The organism is Arthrobacter sp. B2I5, from assembly GCF_030816735.1.
Taxonomy (GTDB): Bacteria; Actinomycetota; Actinomycetes; order Actinomycetales; family Micrococcaceae; genus Arthrobacter.
Window position 1 is genome coordinate 2349955 of record NZ_JAUSYF010000001.1, and the last position, 23086, is coordinate 2373040.

Here is a 23086-nt window from a genome sequence, read left to right on the forward strand (position 1 = left end):
TGGTCAGCAAGATATCTCGATTGCCGCCCTACTCAGCCTTTCGCAGTCAGTCCGGTTCTGCTGCAGAGACGTTTTTTGAGGCATCGCGAGCGATAGCGAGAGACTCCGGGACGTCAGCAAGCACCTACTCGGTGGGCCGTCCCATGTTCTTGTGGGAAAACTTCTTGCTGGCCGAGACAATCACTGCAGTCCTGGCGTCCAAAGTGCCGACCGCGAGTGCATGCTCGAGGCCGCGCTTGTTTTTGGTAAGCACAGGAGTAATTGGTGCCCGGCTTCCGGGAAAGCCCCGGTAAGTACCAGCTCCACCAGCGGCGGCAACCGATCATGCTTACCAAGGGGTCGGCAAAGCCAATGGACACTAACGAGGGGACCGTTATGGAAGATCCGCGGACCCCAGCACTGGAGATGATCCAGAAACACGAAACCACCGCCGACGAACTTTGGATGAAGTATTGGCCAACGGCGGCACGACAACCTCGGCTGACTTTGATGTGTACCTGCACGGAATGAAGGAACGAGACGACTACCAGCTCACCATCCTTGGCTGGGCCCTCCAGGAAATAGCCGCTCTCTCAGAGTTCACCCGTTGCTGTAGCCGTCGGCCATGAGCACCCAGCCTGACCAACCAGTCAGCCTTGCCCAAGTCAGCTAACACCACCAGCTTTACGGAATATCCATTATCGGCGTTTTGGCCGGATGCTCGGTAGTTGAGAGAAACGTGCATCTGACCGCAGCGGCTGAACATCGAAGATCAGCGGCCTTCGGCCGCACCGGTTGCTAGGTCAGGGAACTTTGTGGACTGAGGTCCGCCTGCATCCATTACTGACGACGGTCCCCCGCAGGGATCGAATATTTCCTCCACCGGTCGCCGGAAATAGCGACCTTAGGCGAGAGCCAAAGGAAGGGAAGGAAGGTAGCGGCCAACCTCTATGGATTGGATCGTTTGCCGCGAAACCTCCAGGGCCGTGGCCAGCTCACCTTGCGACATTCCGGCTGCGATGCGGAAATCACGGACTTTGTTTTGCACATCCACCCCCGGTAAGGGCTGTTTGTGTTTGACACGAATATTGTGAATTGCAGAACTGGGCGCGTCAATGATCACCCTGCCCTGCCTGCTGTGCAGCAGTGTCGAGGCCCGCTCCCCCAACTCCTTGACTCTGGCCTGACGAAATCTTTATTATCGGCCCTCTCGACCAGGGGGGGAGTGCCGTTAGAGGGGGCTGTTTCCTGCCACAGTTCGTGGAGTTAATCCCGGCTTCCGTAAGTCAGAAGTGACCGGTCAGCGCCCGGTTGACGGCGGGGATGTCCAGAAAGGCTGGGTCAAATGGTTCGGCAGATCCAGTCATGTCGGCCACCCATGCGGCCTGTTCGGCATGGTCAGGATGCGACGGGTCGGCCAAGGCATCCATGATCTCCTCGTAACCGGGGAGACCTCCGGAGTCTTCCAGCGGGCCGCGCCGGGCGCCGTCGATCAGCCGGGCCGGCGGATTATTTTCGCCCACGGACCGGCGGGAAACCAGCTCGATCCGGTGAAGCCAGCTGTCACCAAAGTCGTACTCGTAAAACGCTTCGCCTGACCCCAGCTCGAGCAGCTGATCCAGGGAACATTCCTCCTCAGGCCTGTCGCCCGGTTCTTCGCACTGCTGCCCTGCAAGCCACTGCGGGACCTCCGGAAATTCGCCGTCGACTGGCCGCAGCGGCGCGAACGGGTCGCTTGCTACGAACCTGTGCAGGTGCGCGTCCTCCCAGCCAAATGCTGCTTGCAGGACCCGGTGTACCTGGCCTAAAGTCAGCGAGCCCCGGAGTTCGAATCGACGCCAGATCTCAGGTTCGCTGTCGACCAGCGCCACGCGAACCTCCAGGACAGAGTCCTGTCCCATACCCGACGTGGCCTCAAATTTGTCCATGGCACCCATTTTTACAGGCCTCACAGCCCTAGTAAGAAGAGGCATGACCTCTCCCCCAGCCTCGGCCGATAGCTTGACGAAAGATCCGTATCGGCGTTTGAGGCACTGGAATAGGGGTGGATGGTTGGAACTCCCGCCTCCCCGTGACGAATTGGAATGATTCAGATCGGTCCTGTCTCTGATAGTTGCCAGCGGTTGGCGGCCGCAGTCAATAAGCAGGAGATTGGAGACTGTGGGCGGGATACGGGGTCGATGGAGCGTAAAGCCGCGGTGGCGTGATGAAACCTTTGGTGCTATGGCGCGGTCCAAGGGCAGTGGCTGGAGACACTGTCCGATGAGGAAAAGCTCCTTAAAGCCCAGAGACATATGCCCCAAGGAGGTTAAGCGCGAAATGATTCGTTTCAATGAGCCTATTGACACGCGACAATGGACCTGATTCTATGTAACTCCCATCACTTCTAGGAGTCTTAATGAGCAGCACGCCGATAATTGCCGGGTTCTACCCGGACCCGTCGATTTGCCGGCGTGACAGCACGTACTACATCGCCAACTCCAGCTTTGAGTTTGCGCCAGGAGCTCCGATTCACAGCAGTGCCGATCTGACAACGTGGACGCCGTTGACCAACGCGCTCGATAGACAGAGTCAGCTTGATGTCCGGATGGCTCCGCCCAGTACTGGTGTCTACGCCACGACTCTTCGCTATCACGGCAAGTTCTGGTTGGTAACCACGAACGTTCTAGAGTACGGGCGGGGACAACTGCTTGTGTCGGCCGAGGACCCTGCGGGCCCGTGGTCGGAGCCGGTCTATGTTGAAGGAGCTGTCGGCATAGACCCGGATTTGTGCTGGGACGAGAACGGCGTCTGTCACTTGACGTGGGTGTCGTCCGTGCCAGGTCTTTTTGGCATAGCGAGCGTACCTCTTGACCCCCAAACCGGTGTCATGCTGTCCGAACCAAAACTTCTGTGGCAGGGTACTGGTTTGTCCCATCCGGAAGGTCCGCACCTTTACCGTCTGAATGGATGGTGGTATCTGCTCCTGGCTGAAGGGGGCACGGAGCGGGGACACGCCGTCACCGTCGCGCGCTCTCGAACCCTGAAAGATGCTTTTGAGCCGGCGCCAAGCAATCCGATCCTGACGCACCGCAGCACAAGCGCCACTGTACAAAATACGGGCCACGCAGACCTGGTGGAGTTGGAGGATGGCTCCTGGGCGATGGTCTATCTGGGCGTCCGGCCGCGGGGGCGTAGCCCCATGTTCCATGTCAACGGCCGCGAAACGTTCCTAGCGGGCGTGGAGTGGATCGACGGGTGGCCCGTTATTGATGAGGAGAGATTCACCCCAACGCCTCCTACGCACTCCTTCGTTGACAATTTTGACTCCCAGAAATTGGATCAGCGATGGATTTCGCCGAACGTGCATCTGCAGAAGGTTGTCTCAAGTCAGACGCCGGCCGGAATTAGGATCGATGCGCCTAAAGAAGATGAACCTCAAGGCATGCTTCTGGCCAGGGCGCGCGATAGGGAATGGATTGCAGAAGCGACAATCGACGTCAGTGCCGGTTCCTGCCGGTTCCTTCTCAGAATCGATAGTGCCCATTGGTACGGACTCATGGTTAGTGAAACGGGCGCCGAAGCCGTTGCAGCTATCGGTCCCTCCATCGCCTCTCTGGGCCACCTGGCCATAGAGGACAGCCGCAATGTCACTCTGCGGATCGCGGTTCGTGAACCGGACGAAAACCCGCTTTATCCAGCCCACGAACCGGACCTTGTTGAGCTTTCCATCCTGACGGCGGGCGGAGACGAACAAGTCCTTGCCACCCTGGACGGACGTTACCTGTCGACGGAAGTAGCAGGTGGTTTCACTGGACGAACATTCGGTATCGAACCGACAGCCGGCGCGATTGTCGCCAAACGCATTTCCTATCTAACTTTGGAGAACGCGGGCACCCCCGGGCGTGAACGGGAACTTCAAGCATCCGGAGCCAACAAAGCTTAGCCCCCAAAAAACAACACCAGCGCCGCGACCCCAAACCCGACTGCGCGATGTGATATCAATACCCGGCAATTCCTTGCGGTCCAAAGTGCAAGCCACAAGGGGAAGCCAAGTAAAGGGCGTCGCCGGAAGTTAAGCCTTTCCCGCGTGTGCCTTTGTCCTGAGGTGCGCACCCCGACGGGTGCCGCCGTTACCCACGTGTCATGCGGTCGTGTCCCCTATTCAGGGGACCTTCCGCGAACCATTGACACGAGTCAATTACAATATTCCTGTAGTCCGGTGGTGGCACTTGCCGCCCCCGAATTTGGATGTCAACGGAGCCGTCATGAAAGATCAATCAGAATCCACCAGCCACGTCGTTCCGGGCGCGTTACCCCAGAGTGTCACTGCCGAGGCCTTGGCAGAGCACCCGGAAACCCGGAATTCAGTCGGAGAAGCGCCTGCTATCCCCAAGGTCGGGGCGTGGTTCACCACCGTTTTCGCGCTGACCTACTTCGGGTTTTTCCTTGTCCTGTTCATGCCTACATTGTTCAGCCTCGCGTATAAAGTGCAGCTGATAGACCCCGGGACCAAAGAGGCGACTCTTGGCCTCATTATTGGCATCGGCGGCTTCATCAGCCTCGTGACAGGTCCAATTTTTGGTGTCCTCAGCGACGCCACCCGCACACGGTGGGGACGTCGCCGGCCCTACATCATTGTGGGTTTTGCACTCTCACTCGTAAGTGCCGTCATCATCGCGCTAGCACCAAACGTCTGGGTCATTATCGTCGGATGGATCATCGCCCAACTCGGCGGCGGCGCAATCAGCGCAGCCCTAAATCCCACCCTCGCCGAACGCGTGCCGGACTACCAGCGCGGCCGGTTGGGTTCCCTTAGCGGCGTGGCAGCATCAGTTGCCGGAGTCGTGGCAACTCTGGCGGGCAGCTTCCTGACGAGCAACCTGTTGCTCCTTTTCCTGGCGCCCGTGGCAGTGTTTGCCGTCGCGGCGGCACTGTGGCTGGTGACCGTGCCCGATGCCCCTGCCCCCAAGGAAGCCCGCATCGGTTCGCTGATGGACATTTTCCGCCACCTCGCCTTCAACCCTAAAAAGCACCGGGACTTTGCATGGGTTTGGGTGGGAAAGTTCGCACTCAATATCGGATTCTCCTTCTTCTCGACCTACCAGTTCTACTTCCTGTTGGACCGTATGGGCTTCACCCCTGAGACCGCAGGCCAGCAGATGGCAACGGTCGGCGGCCTCAGCCTTCTCGGGACGCTCCTGTTCACCCTCGGCGGCGGCTACTTGTCTGATCGGTTGCGGCGCCGCAAGCCGTTTATCTACTTGTCCTCGGCAATGATCGCCGCTGGTTCCATCACGATTGCCATCTCCCCGGACTTTCTCACCTACATTATTGGCGGTGTTGTGCTGTCAGCAGGTGTCGGAGCCTTCAACTCGGTAGACCTGGCACTCGCGGCAGACGTTGTTCCGAAGGGGAATGAGAACGGCAAATGGATGGGCATCTACTTCCTCTCGGGAAGCCTCGCCAGCACTGTGGGCCCCGTCATGGCACCCCTGGTCCTCGCCATCGGCGGTACGGGGGCTAACTACACCGCGCTGTTCATCGTTGGCGGCCTTCTCAGCCTCGGTGCTGCTATCACTGCTGCCCGGGTGCGTGGGGCGAGATAACAATCCATCGAGGCGCGGACGTCGGTCCGCGCCTCCTTCAATGACCATTCCCGGCACCCAGAACAAACGTTTCTCACTGGGCCACCTAAACACACAGCCAAGCAGGAGAAAGGCTCTCGATGACTAGCATCGTTACGGAACCTCCCGGTACCGACCGCGACGAACAAGGCGACGGAAAAATACGCCAATGGCACGGGACCTTTGTCGGCCCGGCGAAAGCCTCGGACGCTGATGATCCGGCAGCATACTTCCGGAGGGAATTCGAGCTTGCAGAACGTCCTATTCGCGCTACTTTACGTGTAACGGCACTCGGTATCGTGGTCCCGTACATCAACGGCACAAGGGTGGGGGACGAAGTTCTCGCACCAGGGTGGACCTCGTACCGGCACCGCCTGGCAGTAAGCACCTACGACGTAACTTCGCTTGTTGCCCCGGGTGCCAACGCGTTCGGCGCCGTTGTCGGTGAGGGCTGGGCTGTAGGGGCTCTGACATGGGACAACCTGCGCCACAACTACTCGGACCGGCCCGCGCTCTTTGCTCAGGTGGAACTTGAGTATCCTGACCGGACGGAGGTCATCGCAACTGACGACGAATTCCGGGTGGGATCCGGAGGGGTTCGTGCAAATGGGATCTATGCGGGCGAGACTTACGACGCCCGAATGGAACCCGAGGGCTGGACACAAGCCGGTTTCGAGGATGTCGAATGGGCGGCGATCGAGCCAGTCGACTGGCCCCTGTCATCCCTGGTGGTTGCTGATTTCCCACCCATCAGGCGCATTGAAGAACTCGCACCCGTCGAACTCCGCGTCACCGACTCCGGGACAACAATCGTTGATTTTGGTCAGAACATCTCAGGATGGGTGCGAATCAAAGTTTCTGGCGAGGCCGGCAAAGTGATCACGCTCCGCCATGCTGAGGTCCTGACCCCGTCCGGGGAACTGGAGCGGGAGACGAACCGTACTGCTGAGGCGACCGATCGATACACTCTTAGCGGTGAAGGCGAGGAAGTGTGGGAGCCGCAGTTCACGTTCCACGGCTTTCGATATGCAGAGGTCGAAGGATGGCCCGGTGAGCTGGAGGCGGACGCACTTCAGGCCGTCGTTGTTCACAGCGACATGCCACGCGCCGGCTGGTTCGAGACTTCCGACGAACTCGTTACCAAACTCCACCAGAATACGGTCTGGTCGATGCGCGACAATTTTGTTGGCGTCCCGACGGATTGCCCGCAAAGAGACGAACGAATGGGCTGGACCGGTGATCTGAACGCCTTTTCAAGGACCGCAACCTACCTGTATGACGTGCGGGGGGTGCTTGGGTCCTGGCTCGCAGATCTGGCCGTCGAGCAGAAGGCAACCGGTGACGTTCCTTGGACCGTACCTGACGTTATGACCAGCCCTTCGGCACCCACAGCCCTCTGGAGCGACGTAGCCGTGAGTCTGCCGTGGGAGCTGTACCAGGAGTACGGCGACGCGGAAATCCTACGCAGCAGCTACGAATCGATGACCAGCCTCATCCGCCAGATCGGTTCGCTGCTTGACGAGCAGGGGCTATGGACTGCGGGTTTTCAGTTTGGCGACTGGCTGGATCCAGACGCACCTGCCACCAATGCGGCGGGGGGGAAGACAGATCGGTATCTGGTTGCTTCGGCCTACCTGGTGAAGACCACCAGGGAAATGACAGAAACTGCGGCAGTACTTGGCTGTCGGCAGGACGAAGCCGAATTCCGTGCTTTGCACGAACGCGTCCTCAGCGCATTCCGTCGCGAATACGTCACACCGGCCGGCCGTGTTGTCAATGAATCTGCAACCGCCTACGCCTTGGTCATCATGTTTGGCATCCTCGACGAAGACCAAAAGCAAGTGGCCGGCAACCGCCTGGCAGAAATCGTAAAGAAGGCCAAGTACCGCATATCCACAGGTTTTGCGGGAACACCCCTCGTCACAGACGCCCTGAGCAGCACAGGACACCTGTCAGCCGCCTACCGGCTGCTGCTGGAAAAGGAATGCCCCTCATTCCTTCACCCGGTCACCATGGGTGCGACCACCATCTGGGAACGCTGGGACGCGATCCGTCCCGACGGTACTCTGAACTCGACCGGGATGACCTCCCTGAACCATTACGCGCTTGGTGCCGTGGCTAGTTGGCTGCACCGCGTCGTGGGTGGCCTGGAACGCCTGTCGCCCGGGTGGGAACACATCCGTGTTGCTCCGCAGCCCGGAGGAGGACTGACATGGGCAAGAACAGCGCATGAAACCACGCGGGGCCGCGCCGAAGTCATGTGGCAGGTCGAATCCGATGTAGTAACTGTGGAAGCGCAGATACCGGCAGGTGCGACAGCAACAGTCATCCTTCCCCTGCATCCGGAAAATGCCGTCGAAGACGTAAGTTCGGGCAACCACAAGTGGCAGTACCAAGCTGCTGAACCGTACGGCCAGCGCCCGTCGTTCACTCTGGATTCACCGCTGATGAAAGTGGCCGAGCATCCGGAGGTCTGGGATGCCGTGCTTCGGGCCATCACCAAGCACCTTCCTCACTTCCCCGTTGAAACGACGGAGTTGGACTGCAGGCCAGAGTCTGTGAACACCATTCTCGAGAGTATGCCGGGAGCCCCAGTAGGTCTCAGGGGTGATCTTCAAGCGGCACTGGCAGGCTGAGTCATCAAAGCGGCCACCGCCGAACCATCACTGGTTCGACGGTGGCCGCTTCGGCCTCACAAAGATCATGAGGCCAAGCCTGGCTGTCACTGAATACCACCGATATCCGGTGCTTTGCGATGTCCCTGGCGCAGTCAACGAGGTAAGGGACCACTCTTTTCGCGCGATCCCTGCTGCCGAAACTCTCGGGTCCAATCTTTGCGAACCAAGGAGGGGATTTGTGCCAGGTCCCGGTAAGCCGAGATATGAAAATTACCATTGAGAACGCAGTACTCCTCGAGCTGCTATCCCAACATAGGAACCAAGAAGCCAGCGGCCCAACGCATTGCCTGAAAATCCTGGCGGCCGTCACAGGGACAGATTGCTTTGGTCGATGAGCCTGTTGCTACCTCGTTGGATTGCCTACGCGTGTGCGGGAAGGTGCGACGAACGACCCGGACGCTTTCACACTTCGCCGATGTTCATCCCCAGTTGCCAAGCGGGAGGGACGCTGGCTTGTCGAGATAGCGGAAGCAGCTGCACTGCGCGCGGAGGGCAACTTCGATTTCTCATGCACTACCAATGCCTGTTCGCAGGCAGTAGCGGCTAACGCAGATCGCGTTCGATGTTTTATTGCCATGGCGACGTTCGGGACGAAGAAGGGTTCGGGATGCGTCGTCGCAGGCGAGCAGTGGGGAGGAAGACGCTCCTCAAACAAAGCCGAAGCTGAAGGCTATAGCCGCCGAGTGAGGAGTGAGGGGCCAGCCTGAAAGCGCCCGCCTGCAGCCCTCGGGTTGCCATCACTGCCGAGGGGCCCGGTGTCGAGGCGAGCGTCTCATGGTCTTAGTCCCCGGACCGGCGACAGGAGACGACCGACCCCTTCGCGGGGAGAACAGTCCTCTCATGCGCTTATTAGCCGGTGACCGCCATTAGTTGCCAGTAGCGGCGGTCACCGGATGGTCGTCCCGCAGCGTTCCTTCCATGATCTGCGGGACCGGGATTACCTTCACGTAGCGGTGGTCAACCTTCTCAATGGCCCTGCGCTGCAGAATGCCGTAGTGCTTAAGCCAGAAAATTGCGCCATCCGCGGTGACTGTATCTACGGTTCCCTGGTCCACAAGGCGGTCTTTGTCCCAAACCTCCACCTCCAGGCCTGCGAGAACGGTCCAGTCGTCAACTGGCTGCCAGCCCGCGTCCGACACCATCACAAGACCGACTTCATTTGGCGCCCGATGAAAGCGGTCGCAATACGGGATGACATCCGCGCGGCTGCGTCGAGTATTTTTGCATCCGTGCCGACCAACACTCGGAAGCTGCCCCTCTCCAGGCCTTGGATGATCTTGGCCGCAGTTGCTTCGGGCGTGGTGGAAGGTGCTTTTCTGCCTTTGGGGTCGATCGCTTTGACCCCTGAGTTTCCGCTGATGTCAGTGCTGATGTTTCCCGGGAAAACAGTCGTAACTGCAACAGCCGTGCCGCTCAATTCCTGGTAAAGACCCTCACTGAACTGCTTAACAGCAGCCTTTGTCGCTCCATAGAATGTTTGGCCGGCGAATGGGAGCAAGGCTGAGAGGCTGGATACGTTAAGGATGGCCGCTGCGGGACGACACCTTAAGGCCGGCAGGAACGTCTTGCACATGTTCACGGTGCCCCAGAGATTTACGTTCATTACGCGCTCAAAGTCTTCAAATGACAAGTCAGCCACAGGCACAAAGCGATGAATGATGCCCGCTACATTGATGAGGCCATCGACGTGGCCGTGGAGGCTGGTGACGTCTTCGAGTAGCGCTGCGACGGCCTGACGGTCAGTCACGTTTACCACGTGGGTGCTCAGTGTGCCTGTTCCGGTTGCCAAGGCCTGTGTTCCTTCGAGCGCATCGGCGTTCAGATCGACGGCGGAAACCGTTGCTCCCTTTCGGAGGAGCCCCAGCACTACTTGGCGGCCGATGCCGTTGCCGCCACCCGTCACTACGAACGTTTTGCCGTAAACCTGCATGTCGCTGGCCTTTCTGTCGAATGAATTAAGTGCTTTGGGGTGCATTATCAGGACATTGATCTCTGATATGTGTCCCAGGTCCGCCTGCAACCGGGGGCGGACGTGTCGCCGGCGACTTCAGGGCGTGCCTGTCCGACGTTCCCCTTGCAGGGCGTACCCTTGCCCGGCCCCCGGTCTTGTGCAGAGCGGGAGGTCAGTAGGTGTAGAGGCTGAACCTAACGATTCCCGCTTCAGGGAGTTTGGTGGGGATAGCCCTGTCCGACATCGGAGGTGTGCCCACGAACGGGAAAGGAACCAGGGTCCCCGACGCAGTTTCATCACCATTGATACGGCGGGTGACTATCAGTTCACCTGCCTCCAGCCGATACTCGGCTGCCGAAAGGAAGGAGACTGGGGCTCCTTCGCCGGCAAAGGGCGTGACCCAAAAACCGCGACCGATGACGAAAGCCCCGTCACCGTCCTCAATGACCAACCCGTAGGCAGGGTAGGTGGGCAGTGCCGGGCTCCAGTCGGACTGGGTGTTAATCTGAAGCGCTGTTTCGCCAAACTGGAAAGAGGCTGACGGAGTCTCGTCGTTAAGCACGAAGCCTTGCATCCGGGCTTCAGGGTTCGTACGAATAATGGCAGCCGCCGCCGAGAGCAGGTAATAGGCGTCTTTGAGGCCCGTGCTGCTGTCCGCGTCCGGGTCCATGTCATCGACGCCAAACGGGGATACCCCTAGTGCACGGTGGCCGCCGACTGCGGAAAACATTTGTGCGATGCCGACTGTATCGGCCCGCAATTCGGGTATGAACAGCCGGCCTTTCCTGGCGGAGAAGGCACTGAAGACAGGCTCGGCGTCATCTACGTACATATCAGGGGCGAGGAAATCCAGAGCTGGGGCCAGCGAATCCCAGATCGGGGCGACCGGGGCGACCGGTCCTCCGCTCGGGTACTCACCGGGGCGCTTGCCGCCCGCGAGTGGGACTGGGCCGTCCAGGACGCTGTCTGCATCCAGCCAGGCATTTACGAACAATGGAACTCTGTGGTTTTGAGCTCCCGCGGAGGCGACAGCATCCACGTAGGAAGCATATGCAGCTGCCATAAAGGCCTCGTCCACACGGTCTCCTTCACCGAACACCTCCTTCCAGGTGCCTTCGGTTCGGGATCCGTTTTCTTGCCAGTTTTGATGGACCGGAATGCCGAAATCAGCCGAGACGGCTTTGATCACTGCAGCGGGTACGCGCCCTTCAAAAGCCGCTTGCGCTGCTTGCGAGTGGTCCCGGGATGCTCCGAGGAGTCCGACTTCGTTCTCGACCTGGACCATCAGGACGGTGCCTTCATGGTCGGTGTCAGAGAGCCGCTGCATAAGCGCGGCAAAGGCCCGGGAGTCAGCGGCCTTCGCCTCGGACGAGAACGGGGAAACGTGCTCGATGCGGCGTCCGTCAGCCAGTTCAGCCCGGGGGAAGCGCATTACGTCCTTCTTGACCCAGTGCGGTGCATAGGTGGAGGCGGCGTTCTTCCACGAACCAAACCACAACGGAATCAGCCGCAGCTCGAACTCGTGCGCTGTGGCGATCATCGCGTCGATGAGGGTGTAGTTGAATTTGCCCTCTTCCGGTTCGAAAAGATCCCAGGCGACCGGGGCAAGTACCGTGTTGGCGCCAAGCAGTTTAATGGTTGCGAAAGAACTCGCGATCGCTTCAAGGGTGCTTGAACTGGAGTTGTGCACTTCGGCGCCAACGATCAGGAACGGCTGGCCGTCGACTGCCAGGTAGGGGCCTGTCCACTGGTCTACGACGGTGCTTGGAGTTTGATGCATGTTGGTTTCTTCCACTAATAGGCTCCATTGGCGAAGCCGAGCCTGCTACGGATTTGGGCGTTGGGTCCTACCTGAAGCGAGAACGGTCTTGGCCAGTGCGATTGGACGCCTGTTCGGGATTGCGCCCGATAACCGTTGACTGGGCTTTCCATTCCTGGTTCTGGGGATTTCAGGCCGGGCGGCTGTCGCGCATCAGGTGCGCCAGGGTTTCCTCTGGAACCGGCACGCCGGAAATGTTGATGAACTGGGTCATGGTCATGGACGACAGCATGGCCAGGTGTTCGGCAGAGACTTCGACCGAATTGAATCCGAGTGCTTCCATGACGCGGTTGCCCACTTGGGGGTGTTCAAACCATTCACCCATGGGGGTCTCCATGGTGAGCTCGGTGACGATAAGGTCGCCGGTCAGCGTGAGGCTCTCGTCATGCAGGATGGTGTGGGCATCAGTGCCAATTTGAATCCGGTATTCACCTGGGGCGACAACCCAGCGACGATACTGGATGTCCCAGTAGGCGAAGGCCCGTCGTGGAAGGTCGATCGTGACAGTCTTCGTTTCGCCGGGTTCGAGGTGCACCTTATCGAACCCCCGCAGTTCCCGTGCCGGACGTCGCACGGGGCCGGCTTGGGTTGCGACATAGACCTGAACCACGTGCTTGCCGGGCCTGTCTCCGGTATTTCGTACATCGACGTTGACTGTGACGTCTTCACTTGATGTCACTGTCACCCGGGGGGCTGAAGTGGAAAAAGAGGTGTACGAAAGGCCGTGACCGAACGGGTATCGGATAGCTGTGTCGAAGGTGGTGAAGTAGCGGTAGCCGACCATCACGCCTTCGCCGTACCTGACGTGCCCGCGTTCGCCCGGGAAGTTCAGGCTACTGGGGTGGTCCTGCAGCCGCAGCGGGATGCTTTCCGCCAGGTGCCCGGAAGGGTTCGTGCGGCCAAATAGGATATCGGCAATTGCGTGCCCACCTCCCTGCCCCAGCAGGAAACCTTCGAGGATGGCATGGACGTCGTCATGCCACCCCTCCAGAGAGACGACGCCGCCATTGGAAAGGACGACTATCGTACGGGGTGCGACGGCAGCTACCGCAGCGATCAGCTCCGATTGGGCCGCAGGCAAATCGAGGTTTTCGCGGTCCATCCCCTCGGACTCAGCCACTTCGTCCAGGCCAGCAAAGATCACCGCAATATCGCAGTGCCGGGCCGTATCAAGGGCCTCCTGCCGCAGCGTGGCGTCTTCATCACCGCCGATCGCGAAACCCTGTGCATAGGTCACCGTCACCTCATGCTCTCCTGCGAGGGCATGTATAGCCTCAAGGGGCTGGTCCAGGTGGGTGGCATTGACATGCGCGCTGCCTCCGCCTTGGTAACGGAGCTTGGCAGCGAACTCGCCGATGACTGCGAGGCGGGTGCCTGCTTTCAATGGCAGGGTTTGAGCCTCATTCTTCAGTAAGACCGCGCAGTCGGCTGCAAGCTCTCGAGCAATGCGATGTTGGGCGGTGTAGTCGATATCTGTCGTTGATTCGGGAACGTACTGGGCCAGTGCGGCAATCCTGGCGATACTCTCGTCGAGCTCATGTTCGTCCAGCTCACCTGAGCGCACCGCTGCACGAACATCGTGGTCATGCGCGGCGCTACCTCCTGGCATTTCGAGGTCCAATCCTGCCCGAAGGCTTGCCACGCGGTCCGTTACAGCGTTCCAGTCGGATACAACGACTCCGGAAAAACCCCACTCATCACGAAGCACCTCGGTCAGCAGCCAGGGGTTTGCCGACGCAAACTGTCCGTTGATCTTGTTATAGGCCGCCATGACGGTCGCTGGTTGTGCTTCTGTGACAACCCGTTCAAAAGCCGGTAAATAAATCTCCCGAAGCGTCCGCTCATCAACGTCCGCGCTGATCGTCTGCCGGTTCGTCTCTTGGTTGTTCGCTGCAAAGTGCTTGACCGAGACTCCCGGGCCTTCGGACTGGAGGGCCTTAACGAAGGCGGATCCCAGTACCCCGGTGAGGTGAGGATCTTCCGAATAGTATTCGAAGTTTCGTCCGCACAACGGGGAGCGTTTTATGTTGATTCCCGGACCAAGGACAATGTGTACGCCTTGGGCGAGGGCCTCTTTGCCGATGGCGGAGCCCAAACGCGACGCTATACCCGGGTCCCAGCTGGAGCCAATCGCGACGCCGGGAGGGAAACACGTGGCTGGGTCGCTTTCGAACATTGCGAGGTGGTCGTGGCGTCCTGACTGGTGGCGCAATCCGTAGGTTCCATCGGCCAAGGTCACTGCAGGAAGGCCCAATTCGTCGATGGGTTCGGTCTCCCAGAAATTCTGCCCGGACAGCAGGGAGGCCTTTCGGTCGGCAGGCATGCCAGCTATTTCAGTCATGGCACTGGTATCAACAGTGGCGCCGGTCTGGGCTTGTGTTTGATTGGTCATTGACAGAACTTTCCGAGGTCGAGGTTATGGGTTAGCTGGTGAGCGCGCCTGCGGCGAGGTCGGTAGATTCTTCCAAGGAACCGGTCACGATCGCTTCAACTACCAGATCGGCGGCACCCAAGGTTTGTGATCGGGCACTGACTGTGATGAGTCCTGGCTTTCCGGTGGGGCGGATGACGGCCAAGGCCCGTCCGCGGAATGTCGTGCGGGTGTTGCCCGTGAAGGCCTCTTCGGAGGCGGGCGCTGCAGTTCCGAAACCGATGAGTTCTCCGGGCCCCGTAACGTCCAGAACCACCTGTTCATCCGCGAGCATCTCCACCACTCCACTGCGATCGGTGATAGCAAGGTCGGCGAAGAGAAGATCCGCACCGTCCGCGATAACCGTGCCGGCACTGCTCGTGACGCGTAGTCCAAGTTCTCCACTGGCGCTTCTGAGCTCTGTGCGCGACACTTCAGAACCGTTGCGGTACCCAATCGCGGTCAGATTCCCCGGTTCGTAGGGAACGGTGAATTTGGCAAGATACCCCTGCTTTCGCCCTGCCCGTCTGCGGGCTATGCGGCGGCCGTTGAGGAACAAGGCGACGTGGTCATCTGCGGAGTACACTTCAACATCTGCCTTGCGTCCTTCGCATCCTCGCCAGGACCAACTTTCTACGGCGTCGGTAGCGCGCCACGCTGACCTCACCATGGCAACGCCACTGCGGTCCACGGGTCGTACGCCGATGGCTGGAGCGTCCAGGCAACCCCATGCTGCCTGGGCGAGCCGCAACGTGATGTCCGGTTGCCCGATAAGGTCGAACATTCCAGGACCTGCAATTAGGTATGGGAAGGGTTTAGCTAAGCCGGCGCGTTTCCCGGGCACCCACACGGCTACTCCGGCCTCCCCCAGATACTCCCAACCCGCCCAGACAAAGTCGCCGATGACCGCGGGGTTTTCCTGTACGAGGTGCCAGGCACGTGCAACATCGCCGGGCAGGGTTTCGGAACCAAGGATGACACGCTCCGGGTACCGGCGCGTGTCCCCTTTGTAACGGCCCAGGCCATAGTTGTAACCAGCCACATCCACGGCCGCGAACGCGTCCCGGGTAGCCCTGTCCGCACGGGGAAGCCGTGAGACCAGATCCATCATGCGGCCAATCTGGTTGATCATCACATTCGCCTCGGTAGACCCCGCGATGGAGGATTCGCCCTCAACCGAAGGTGAATCCTTATAGGGGGACTTATCCATGGACACCAGGGTGCTCAGGAATAGGTTGGTAGCCAGTGTCACCGGCCGGTCAGGATCAATGGAGTGGAGGTATTCCGTAATCTCGCGGGTAAGCGCCACACCTTCGGCCGTGGCAGTCTCCGGGATCTCATTGCCGGCGGCGTACATGATCACGGAGGGGCGATTGCGGTCCTTCTCGACCATACGGTCCGCGTCCTCCCGCCACGTGTCCCGGAAACGCCATGAGGCATCATGCTTGGTTTTCGGAACTACCCAATAGTCGGCCAGTTCATCGAGCACATACATGCCCAGTTCGTCGCATGCATCCAGCAGGTGCCTGGACATGGGATTGTGTGCGCTGCGGATTGCATTGAAGCCTGCCGCCTTGAGCAGCCGGACGCGGCGGTACTCTGCTGCCCTGTGGGTTGCGGCTCCCAGGACCCCATTGTCGTGATGGATGCACGCACCACGTAGCAGGACAGTTGTGCCGTTGATCCGCAGCCCGTAATGGGTGTCAACGGAAATTGTCCGCAGACCCACCATTTCGCGTCGTTCATCAGCGACCGAGCCGTCCAGTTCGAGGCGCGCGGCAAGTTCGTAGAGGTGCGGCGTTTCCGCCGACCAAACATGCGGGTGGTCGATGCGCAGGGCCACAGCACCGGTGCTCCCCCCACCGGCGCCGGCGGCAACGACTTGTCCTTCGTGCGAAAGCTCGATAACGACCTGGGTATCGTGCGCGTCGGCGTTCACCAGTACGTATTCGACTTCGACAATTGCCGCCTCATTTGAGGTCGCTTTCGTCCGCAACTGCAGACCGTCCGCAGCGAAATGGACCGCTGGCCGAAAGACGAGTGACACGGCACGGTACAGGCCTGACCCCGGGTACCATCTGCTTGCAGGTTGGGCAGAGTTGTCGACGTCGACAAGGACCTCATTATCCTGGCCCCACAGAACATGATCGGTTATCGACAGTTCGAATTCCGTATAACCGCTTCTAAGCGTCCCGACAGGTGTGCCGTTCACTGAGACAGTGGAATCGCCCTGAACGCCCTCAAACCGCAACGCAACGTTAGGCGCCGGGTCCACACCGGCGCGCCAGGTTGTCCTGTAGGCGTACCGGCCGCCCGGATAGTAGGCAACTTCAGCGCCTCCTTCTGCATCAGCCCGGCGCTGTTCGTGAATCATGGCATCGTGAGGAAGCCGAACTAAGGACCAACTGTCGGAGGCTCCGACGGAAAACTCCCAAACGTCCAGGTCCAACATCTCTGTAACACGCGACGCCAGGGTCATCTTTGTCCTTCCGGTTGCGGGCACTGAAATCCGCAGTCTTGCTATTGGTTCAGACCAGCGAAGCACAGCAATTGACGCGTGTCAATGGCCGCACTGTTGCATTGACGCGCGTCAAAAGGCGCAGTACCCTCGCTATGAATGACACAGAGGTCCGCGTTTTCCAGAACGCGTCAGTCACCGGATGCCAATGGAGCCATTATGACCAACGAGCTTCTTCCCCAGGCCCGAAGACCGGGCACCCCAGGGAGCTTCGGCGGATCCCCGCTGATTCTCCGGATCCGCCCCCAGTAGCGGTTCCCTTCCCTGCCTCGGAGTGCAGCAAGATGCGTTGCCTGCATACATCGCGCTGCAGGCGGATACAGAACAGACCTACCGGCAAGGAGCCAACCATGTCACGCAGTTTCCCCGACGGTTTCCTCTGGGGGGCAGCGACAGCTGCCCACCAGGTGGAAGGCAACAACATCAATAATGACTTCTGGAAGCTCGAGCTCGACGCAGCCGAGCACGGTGTGGAATTCAGCGGTGACGCACTCGACAGCTATCACCGGTATGAAGAGGACATGCGACTCCTGGCTGAGGCGGGGTTCAACACCTACCGCTTCAGCCTTGAATGGTCCCGCATCGAACCCAGCCCAGGCAGGTTTTCACAAGCCGAACTGGCCCACTACCGGCGGATGATCGAGGCGTGCCAGCGTCTCGGACTTCAACCCGTGGTGACCCTGCACCATTTCACACATCCCCTGTGGTTCGACGAGCAACGATGGTTGGCCGATGACGCCGTGGACCTCTTCACCCGCTATGTTGAGCAGGCCTGCACCATCCTTGAGGGCGTCGAGTGGGTATGCACCATCAATGAGCCAAACGTTGTTGCCATCAACCATGGCATGCAGCGCCGTCTGGCCGTCGCTGGAGAGGTGTATGACCCGGAAGAGAGCTACCTCCCGGACCCGGAAATCGGCCGCGTACTGATCCGCGCACACCAGGCCGCGGCCAAGATCGTTCGCAGCAGAACCACCGCCAAAGTCGGTTGGACGGTCGCGAACCAGGCCTTTACGGTGACACCCGGTGCTGAGGACAAGCACACGGAGATCCAGTACCTCTTCGAGGACATGTACTTGGAAGCGGCAAGGGGTGATGACTTCATCGGCGTTCAGTCATACACAAGTCAGCCTATCGACGCCGACGGAATCGTTCGCCACCCGCCACACCCCGACAACACCATTATGGGTTGGGCATATCGGCCGGATGCGCTTGGCATCGCGGTACGGCACACCCGTGAGGTCCTGCCGGATACACCTATCGTGATCACCGAAAACGGCATTGCTACAGCAGACGATGAACGCCGGATCGCCTACATCAATGAAGCTCTGAACCACCTTCGGGACTGCATGGCGGAGGGTGCGAACGTACTCGGATACATCCACTGGAGCCTGCTCGATAACTTCGAGTGGGGCCGCTGGGCACCGACTTTTGGTCTCGTTGCAGTGAATCGGGAGACTTTCGAACGCATTCCCAAGCCGAGCCTTCATGTCCTGGGCGCCCTCGCGACGGCGAACGCACTGTGACCACCACAGCCAACAGAACCCTCACCAATGAAAGCGAACGTCTTATGACTTCCGAAGTGCACCCCTATCAAAATCCGGCACTCCCCATCGAGGAACGGGTGCAGGATCTGCTGGGACGGATGACGCTGGAGGAAAAGGCCGCCCAGACTGCGTCCCCCTTTGGATCAGCCGTTGATGTCCACAACCCGCCCCCGACCGGATGGGGCAGTGCGACAGCGGCCCTGTCGACGCTGGGCCTTCCACCCCGCGAAGCCGCAGAAAAAGGCAACGAACTTCAGCGAAAGCACATAGAGGATACCCGTCTGGGCATCCCGGTCCTGCTGGCCGAGGAAGCGCTCATCGGACTGAAAGTGCGGGACGCAACCACCTATCCCGACGCCATCGCCCAGGCTGCCACCTGGGAGCCCGAACTGGTCGAAGAAATGGCCCGGGCCATTGGCGCGCAAATGGCGCGCATCGGAGTGCGGCAGGCTCTTTCCCCGTTGGCTGACGTGGCACGCGACCCGCGGTGGGGACGTGTGGAGGAGACATACGGCGAAGAGCCCTACCTCGTAGGATCCATGGCAACCTCTTTTGTCCGCGGGCTGCAGGATACCGACCACCATGCGCCCGTCATCGCGACACTGAAACACTTTATCGGTTACGGTGCCAGCGACGGCGGGCGGAATACCGACCCGGCGCAGATCGGCCAAAACGAGCTCAGAGAAGTCCACGGGGTGCCCTTCGAAATGGCGATCGGCGTCGGCGGGGCCAAGGGCGTTATGCCCGCCTACAATACACTCGACGGTGTTCCGGTAACTGGTTCAAAAAAGTATCTGCAGGACCTGCTGCGCCGTGACTACGGATTCGAAGGCCTTGTGACCTCTGACCTCAATGCGGTGTCCCAGCTCTACACCAAGCACGGGACCGTCGCGGACAGCAGCGAGGCCTTTGCCCAGGCCCTGCGGGCGGGCGTTGACCTGGACCTGGACAACGCCGTCAACTCCGGGCGGATCGTTGAAGCTGTCAGGAACGGGGTGCTGGCTGAAGCCGATCTGGACCGGGCAGTTTCCAACGTCCTTCGGGCGAAATTCGGGCTCGGTCTATTCGAGCAGCCCTACACGAACCTGGATGAGGTTCCGGAAACCCTGGATTCACCGCACGAACGGGCATTAGCCCGTACCCTGGCCGAAAAAGCCGTCGTCCTGCTGCAGAATAAGCCCGTTAACGGAGCTGATCCCTTGCTGCCTCTCGACGGGAAGGTACGCACAATTGCGGTGATCGGTCCCAACGCTGACCGCCCGATGGGCCAGCTCGGAAACTACAGCTACCAGGTGCTCGACAGCATGACGAAGCGCTTCGCCCTGGCCGCTGACCCCCAGGCGCGCCTCGAGAACGCAGAGGCAGCGACGGCCGGCGCGGACGAGGCAAAATTGCTGGTCGAGTCGGTTCCCGTAGTTACCTTCCTTGAAGGCATTAAGCGTCGTGCGGGCAACGACACCACGGTTCTCTACGAACGGGGCTGCCCCGTCGCCGCAGAAGACAGAACCGGGTTCGACGCAGCAGCCACCGCAGCACAGGCAGCAGATGTGGCCGTAGTCGTGGTCGGGGACCAGGCAGGTATTGGTTCCTATGGCACCGTCGGTGAGGGAATCGACAGCACGGATTGCACCCTGCCCGGAGTGCAGCGTGAACTGGTGGAAGCGATTGCGGCAACCGGTACCCCGACCGTTGTGGTACTCAGCCACGGACGCCCCTACGCACTGAAGTGGATGACGGAAGCCGTGCCGGCAATAATTTCCTCCTTCTTTGGCGGTGAAGAAGCTGGCAACGCGCTGGCCTCGGTGATCTTCGGTGACGTGAACCCCGCCGGGCGGCTGCCGATGTCCATGCTGCAGTCCGCTGCCTCAGCCCCGCTCCCCTACTGGCGAACACTGCAGCCAAGCTCCTACTTCAATGGGGAGACAACCGCAGTGTTCCCCTTCGGACATGGGCTCAGCTACACCCAGTTCGCCTACCGGGATCTGGTGGCGGAGGCGCACGAAGCAGCAACCGAATCAACAATCCGTCTGACGTTTACCGTTACCAACACCGGAGAGCGCGCTGGCGAGGAAGTCGTCCAGGTGTATGGCCGGGATGTTATCGGCAGCACCGCCCGGCGCGGGCGGGTCCTGGTCGCGTTCCGGAGGATCTCCCTGGACCCGGGGACGGCCGCAAAAATCACCGTGAGCATCCCGGCAAGCATGTTCGCGCTGTGGGATGCTGAACAGGGCTGGGTTGTGGAGCCGGGCCTCATCCGCTTCTACATAGGAGGCTCGTCAGCGGACACGCCCCTGCAGACCAAGGTAGCGCTGACAGGCAGGGATCACCTTCCGGGACCGAACCGCCAGCTTTTCAGCACCGTGTTGGTGGAGACCGGGTCGTACGAGGACTTTGCCGCCCAAATCGCGGCAGCGAAGAATGTGGACACCTTGGACGTCGCCCCGGTGACGGCCGAAAGCACGATTCGTGACTGGCTCGACCACCCTGTGGGCGGCGAGCTGCTGCGGGCAATGATGGGCGGGGCAAGCGAAGAGATGCTCGCCCCTGCAATGGGAATGACCCTCGCACAGATGGCCTATTACAGCCAAGGGCAGCTACCAGAATCAGTAGTCGATGATTTGGTGGCGAAAGTTCAGAACGCTGGGACGCGGGTCGCCATCTAGCAAGGCACTATACAAGTGGGATCCGGTCCTTTCGGACCGGCTCCCACTTGTTTCCCTGTGATTCCGGAGACAGGACAGCGGCGGCAGGTCTCCTGCCTGCCCGCACTCCGTGAGGCTATACCTGGGCTATTCCGGATTTAAACGCCAGAGCGACAAGCTGTCCACGGTCCCTTGCACCCAACTTTGTCATCGCCCGGTTGAGATGCGTTTTAACCGTTAACGGTGAAATGTGAAGTTCGCGGGCAATGGCAGGGTTGTCCATGCCGGTGGCAGCAGCAGCCACCATGTCCCGCTCCCTGGGCGTTAGTTGGCTGACGAGCCGAAGTAACTGCGGGTCGGGCGCAGCCGGTGGCCGTTGCGCTGTGGCAGAAATGTGGCGGATGGCTGCGGACGCCGCAGTTGACGACAGGGTCGTTTGCCCCGCGGCGGCGTCCAGGACAGCCGCGACCAGTTCGTCAGGGCTTGCGCCCTTACTCAGGAACCCCGATGCACCGGCTCCAAGGGCTCCGATGACGTCCTTGTCGCCCTCGAACGTTGTGAGGACGAGAACCTTAACTTCCGCGAGGGTCTCATCGCTGCGTATGGCACGGGTTGCGGCCATGCCATCGAGAACAGGCATTCGCAGGTCCATGAGGACCAGGTCGGGCTTCAGCTGCCGGGTCATGCGGACAGCTTCACGTCCATCAGAAGCTTCGCCCACAATCGTGATTCCCGAGTTCTCCAGGATGCCGCGCAGGCCGGCCCTGATCATGGATTGATCATCAACGATGAGTACCGCCGTCATTTTCTCTCCTTCGTCTTGATGGCCGGCAGAGTGACCCTCAGCAGAAAGGTACCGTTTTCATCCTGGGTATACAGGTCGCCGCCTGCGGATTCGGCTCGTTCCCGCATGCCTATCAGGCCATAGCCGCCCTGGCGGTCACGACCGAGCCTGTAGGTGTTTGAAATGGTCAGGACAACGGATCCATCTCGCGCGGAGAGTACAAGGTGTGCCCGCCCGTTTCCGTGCCGGTGGGCGTTGGTAAGTGCTTCCTGGACCGCACGATACAGCGCGGCCTCCCCTGCTGGAGAAACACCAGGCAGCGGTTCGATGGTGGCATCGATTGCAAGGCCCAGTTCCCGTGAGCTCTCCAACAGGGCCGGGATGCCTTCAACGCTGGGGATGGGTCCGGCATCGTCCCGATGGCCGGCGGAACGGAGAATGAGGAGTATGTCCTGGAGCTCCCTAAGCACGTTTCTGCTTGCCGCCCGCACCTGTTCGAGTGATTCCTTCGCCCGCTCTCGGTCCTGATCCAGCGCCTTCTCAGCGGCGCCTGAATGGACGTTGATAATGGCGATATTGTGTGCCACGGCGTCGTGCAGATCCCTTGCGATTCTGATTCGTTCCTCGCCGAGTCTGCGTTGGATTTCGCTGTCCTTCGCCGCGGCCGACGCAGCGACCTTATCCCGGAGAGCAGAAATTGTTTCGTTGTGGGATCGCAGAGCGTACCCGGCTGAAGCGGCAGCTGCCGTCCATACCGGCAAACTCAACGACACCACATCAAAGGGTTCGAGCCGCAAGAAGACCAGACCGCCGACATAAAGGGTGCAGGCGTGTAATACCGGGAGAGCAACCGATGCCGCACCGTAACGGCGCAGCGTAAGCGAGAAAATACAGACCTGGGCTATAACCCAGACAGGTATCGCTGCTCCGGGAACGCCCGCCACCAAGGCACTGGCAATGATTGCCGCGCCAGCGGCAGAGGCCGGGAACTTCCGACGCCAGGTGGCAGCAACGAGCATTGCTGCCACCAGGACGACACCTTCATAGGTTCCGCCCGTTGCTCCTCTCATGAGTTCCGACAGGAAGGCGAGGACGGCAGCCGCATCGAGCGCAACCTCCCACCGAGAACCCGGCCGGGGAGTGAGAGTCATG

The 23086-nt window shown here is 60.2% G+C and carries 15 protein-coding genes; 5 read left to right on the forward strand and 10 right to left on the reverse strand.

The features are described 5' to 3' along the window. Nucleotides 1–124 precede the first annotated feature (124 nt). The 3 genes from QFZ60_RS11165 to QFZ60_RS11175 all read right to left on the reverse strand — a co-directional run bounded on the left by QFZ60_RS11165 (nt 125) and on the right by QFZ60_RS11175 (nt 1907). The gene (locus QFZ60_RS11165) at nt 125–253 is read right to left on the reverse strand and encodes a hypothetical protein (protein ID WP_268760865.1); all 129 of its coding nucleotides are present in this window, start codon (nt 251–253) and stop codon (nt 125–127) included. Nucleotides 254–883: 630 nt separating this feature from the next. After that, nucleotides 884–1102: a helix-turn-helix transcriptional regulator gene (locus tag QFZ60_RS11170; RefSeq protein ID WP_307090547.1), complete on the reverse strand. Its 219-nt coding sequence runs from the start codon at nt 1100–1102 to the stop codon at nt 884–886. 163 nt (nt 1103–1265) lie between these two features. Continuing rightward, complete coding sequence (locus QFZ60_RS11175) at nt 1266–1907, reverse strand: plasmid pRiA4b ORF-3 family protein (protein ID WP_235509916.1); 642 nt, start codon at nt 1905–1907, stop codon at nt 1266–1268. Between the two features lie 470 nt (nt 1908–2377). Between QFZ60_RS11175 and QFZ60_RS11180 the strand changes: the two genes are divergently transcribed. From QFZ60_RS11180 to QFZ60_RS11190, 3 genes are all read left to right on the forward strand, one after another. Further along, the gene (locus QFZ60_RS11180; protein WP_082581905.1) at nt 2378–3904 is read left to right on the forward strand and encodes a glycoside hydrolase family 43 protein; all 1527 of its coding nucleotides are present in this window, start codon (nt 2378–2380) and stop codon (nt 3902–3904) included. A gap of 208 nt (nt 3905–4112) precedes the next feature. Then, nucleotides 4113–5567, forward strand: a complete 1455-nt coding sequence (locus QFZ60_RS11185; RefSeq protein ID WP_307090551.1) for an MFS transporter — start codon at nt 4113–4115, stop codon at nt 5565–5567. A gap of 119 nt (nt 5568–5686) precedes the next feature. Continuing rightward, entirely contained in the window at nt 5687–8221 is a 2535-nt protein-coding gene (locus QFZ60_RS11190; protein ID WP_307090554.1) for a glycoside hydrolase family 78 protein, read from the forward strand. 908 nt (nt 8222–9129) lie between these two features. Here QFZ60_RS11190 and QFZ60_RS11195 read toward each other — a convergent pair. From QFZ60_RS11195 to QFZ60_RS11215, 5 genes are all read right to left on the reverse strand, one after another. Continuing rightward, on the reverse strand, nt 9130–9405 hold the full coding sequence (locus QFZ60_RS11195; protein ID WP_056394322.1) for a hypothetical protein: 276 nt from the start codon (nt 9403–9405) through the stop codon (nt 9130–9132). Next, a complete protein-coding gene (locus QFZ60_RS11200; RefSeq protein WP_235509915.1) occupies nt 9405–10238 on the reverse strand; it encodes an SDR family oxidoreductase in 834 nt (277 codons plus the stop codon). Before QFZ60_RS11200 ends, QFZ60_RS11195 begins: the two co-directional genes overlap by 1 nt. Before the next feature lie 148 nt (nt 10239–10386). Then, the gene (locus QFZ60_RS11205; RefSeq protein WP_235509914.1) at nt 10387–12009 is read right to left on the reverse strand and encodes a DUF5597 domain-containing protein; all 1623 of its coding nucleotides are present in this window, start codon (nt 12007–12009) and stop codon (nt 10387–10389) included. Between the two features lie 154 nt (nt 12010–12163). Then, complete coding sequence (locus QFZ60_RS11210; protein WP_235509913.1) at nt 12164–14425, reverse strand: glycoside hydrolase family 3 C-terminal domain-containing protein; 2262 nt, start codon at nt 14423–14425, stop codon at nt 12164–12166. Between the two features lie 31 nt (nt 14426–14456). Next, on the reverse strand, nt 14457–16817 hold the full coding sequence (locus QFZ60_RS11215) for a glycoside hydrolase family 2 TIM barrel-domain containing protein (RefSeq protein WP_307090558.1): 2361 nt from the start codon (nt 16815–16817) through the stop codon (nt 14457–14459). A gap of 494 nt (nt 16818–17311) precedes the next feature. Here QFZ60_RS11215 and QFZ60_RS11220 point away from each other — a divergent pair, with 494 nt between their 5' ends. Further along, nucleotides 17312–18487 (forward strand): glycoside hydrolase family 1 protein, encoded by a 1176-nt coding sequence (locus tag QFZ60_RS11220; RefSeq protein WP_307090561.1) that lies wholly within the window; start codon nt 17312–17314, stop codon nt 18485–18487. Between the two features lie 44 nt (nt 18488–18531). Beyond that, nucleotides 18532–21171, forward strand: coding sequence for a glycoside hydrolase family 3 N-terminal domain-containing protein (locus QFZ60_RS11225; RefSeq protein WP_307090563.1), 2640 nt, complete (start codon nt 18532–18534; stop codon nt 21169–21171). 115 nt (nt 21172–21286) lie between these two features. Here QFZ60_RS11225 and QFZ60_RS11230 read toward each other — a convergent pair whose 3' ends face one another. Continuing rightward, nucleotides 21287–21955, reverse strand: a complete 669-nt coding sequence (locus tag QFZ60_RS11230; protein WP_307090565.1) for a response regulator transcription factor — start codon at nt 21953–21955, stop codon at nt 21287–21289. Continuing rightward, nucleotides 21952–23085 (reverse strand): sensor histidine kinase, encoded by a 1134-nt coding sequence (locus QFZ60_RS11235; protein WP_307090568.1) that lies wholly within the window; start codon nt 23083–23085, stop codon nt 21952–21954. Before QFZ60_RS11235 ends, QFZ60_RS11230 begins: the two co-directional genes overlap by 4 nt. Nucleotide 23086: the final 1 nt, after the last annotated feature.

What these genes read in the sequence shown, in the direction of transcription:
- QFZ60_RS11180 (WP_082581905.1), top strand. Translation starts at nt 2,378, where the DNA reads ATGAGCAGCACGCCGATAATTGCCGGGTTCTACCCGGACCCGTCGATT.
- QFZ60_RS11225 (WP_307090563.1), top strand. Translation starts at nt 18,532, where the DNA reads ATGACTTCCGAAGTGCACCCCTATCAAAATCCGGCACTCCCCATCGAG.
- QFZ60_RS11175 (WP_235509916.1), bottom strand. Translation starts at nt 1,907, where the DNA reads ATGGACAAATTTGAGGCCACGTCGGGTATGGGACAGGACTCTGTCCTG.
- QFZ60_RS11215 (WP_307090558.1), bottom strand. Translation starts at nt 16,817, where the DNA reads ATGATTCACGAACAGCGCCGGGCTGATGCAGAAGGAGGCGCTGAAGTT.
- QFZ60_RS11195 (WP_056394322.1), bottom strand. Translation starts at nt 9,405, where the DNA reads ATGGTGTCGGACGCGGGCTGGCAGCCAGTTGACGACTGGACCGTTCTC.
- QFZ60_RS11210 (WP_235509913.1), bottom strand. Translation starts at nt 14,425, where the DNA reads ATGACCAATCAAACACAAGCCCAGACCGGCGCCACTGTTGATACCAGT.
- QFZ60_RS11190 (WP_307090554.1), top strand. Translation starts at nt 5,687, where the DNA reads ATGACTAGCATCGTTACGGAACCTCCCGGTACCGACCGCGACGAACAA.
- QFZ60_RS11220 (WP_307090561.1), top strand. Translation starts at nt 17,312, where the DNA reads ATGTCACGCAGTTTCCCCGACGGTTTCCTCTGGGGGGCAGCGACAGCT.
- QFZ60_RS11235 (WP_307090568.1), bottom strand. Translation starts at nt 23,085, where the DNA reads ATGACTCTCACTCCCCGGCCGGGTTCTCGGTGGGAGGTTGCGCTCGAT.
- QFZ60_RS11200 (WP_235509915.1), bottom strand. Translation starts at nt 10,238, where the DNA reads ATGCACCCCAAAGCACTTAATTCATTCGACAGAAAGGCCAGCGACATG.
- QFZ60_RS11230 (WP_307090565.1), bottom strand. Translation starts at nt 21,955, where the DNA reads ATGACGGCGGTACTCATCGTTGATGATCAATCCATGATCAGGGCCGGC.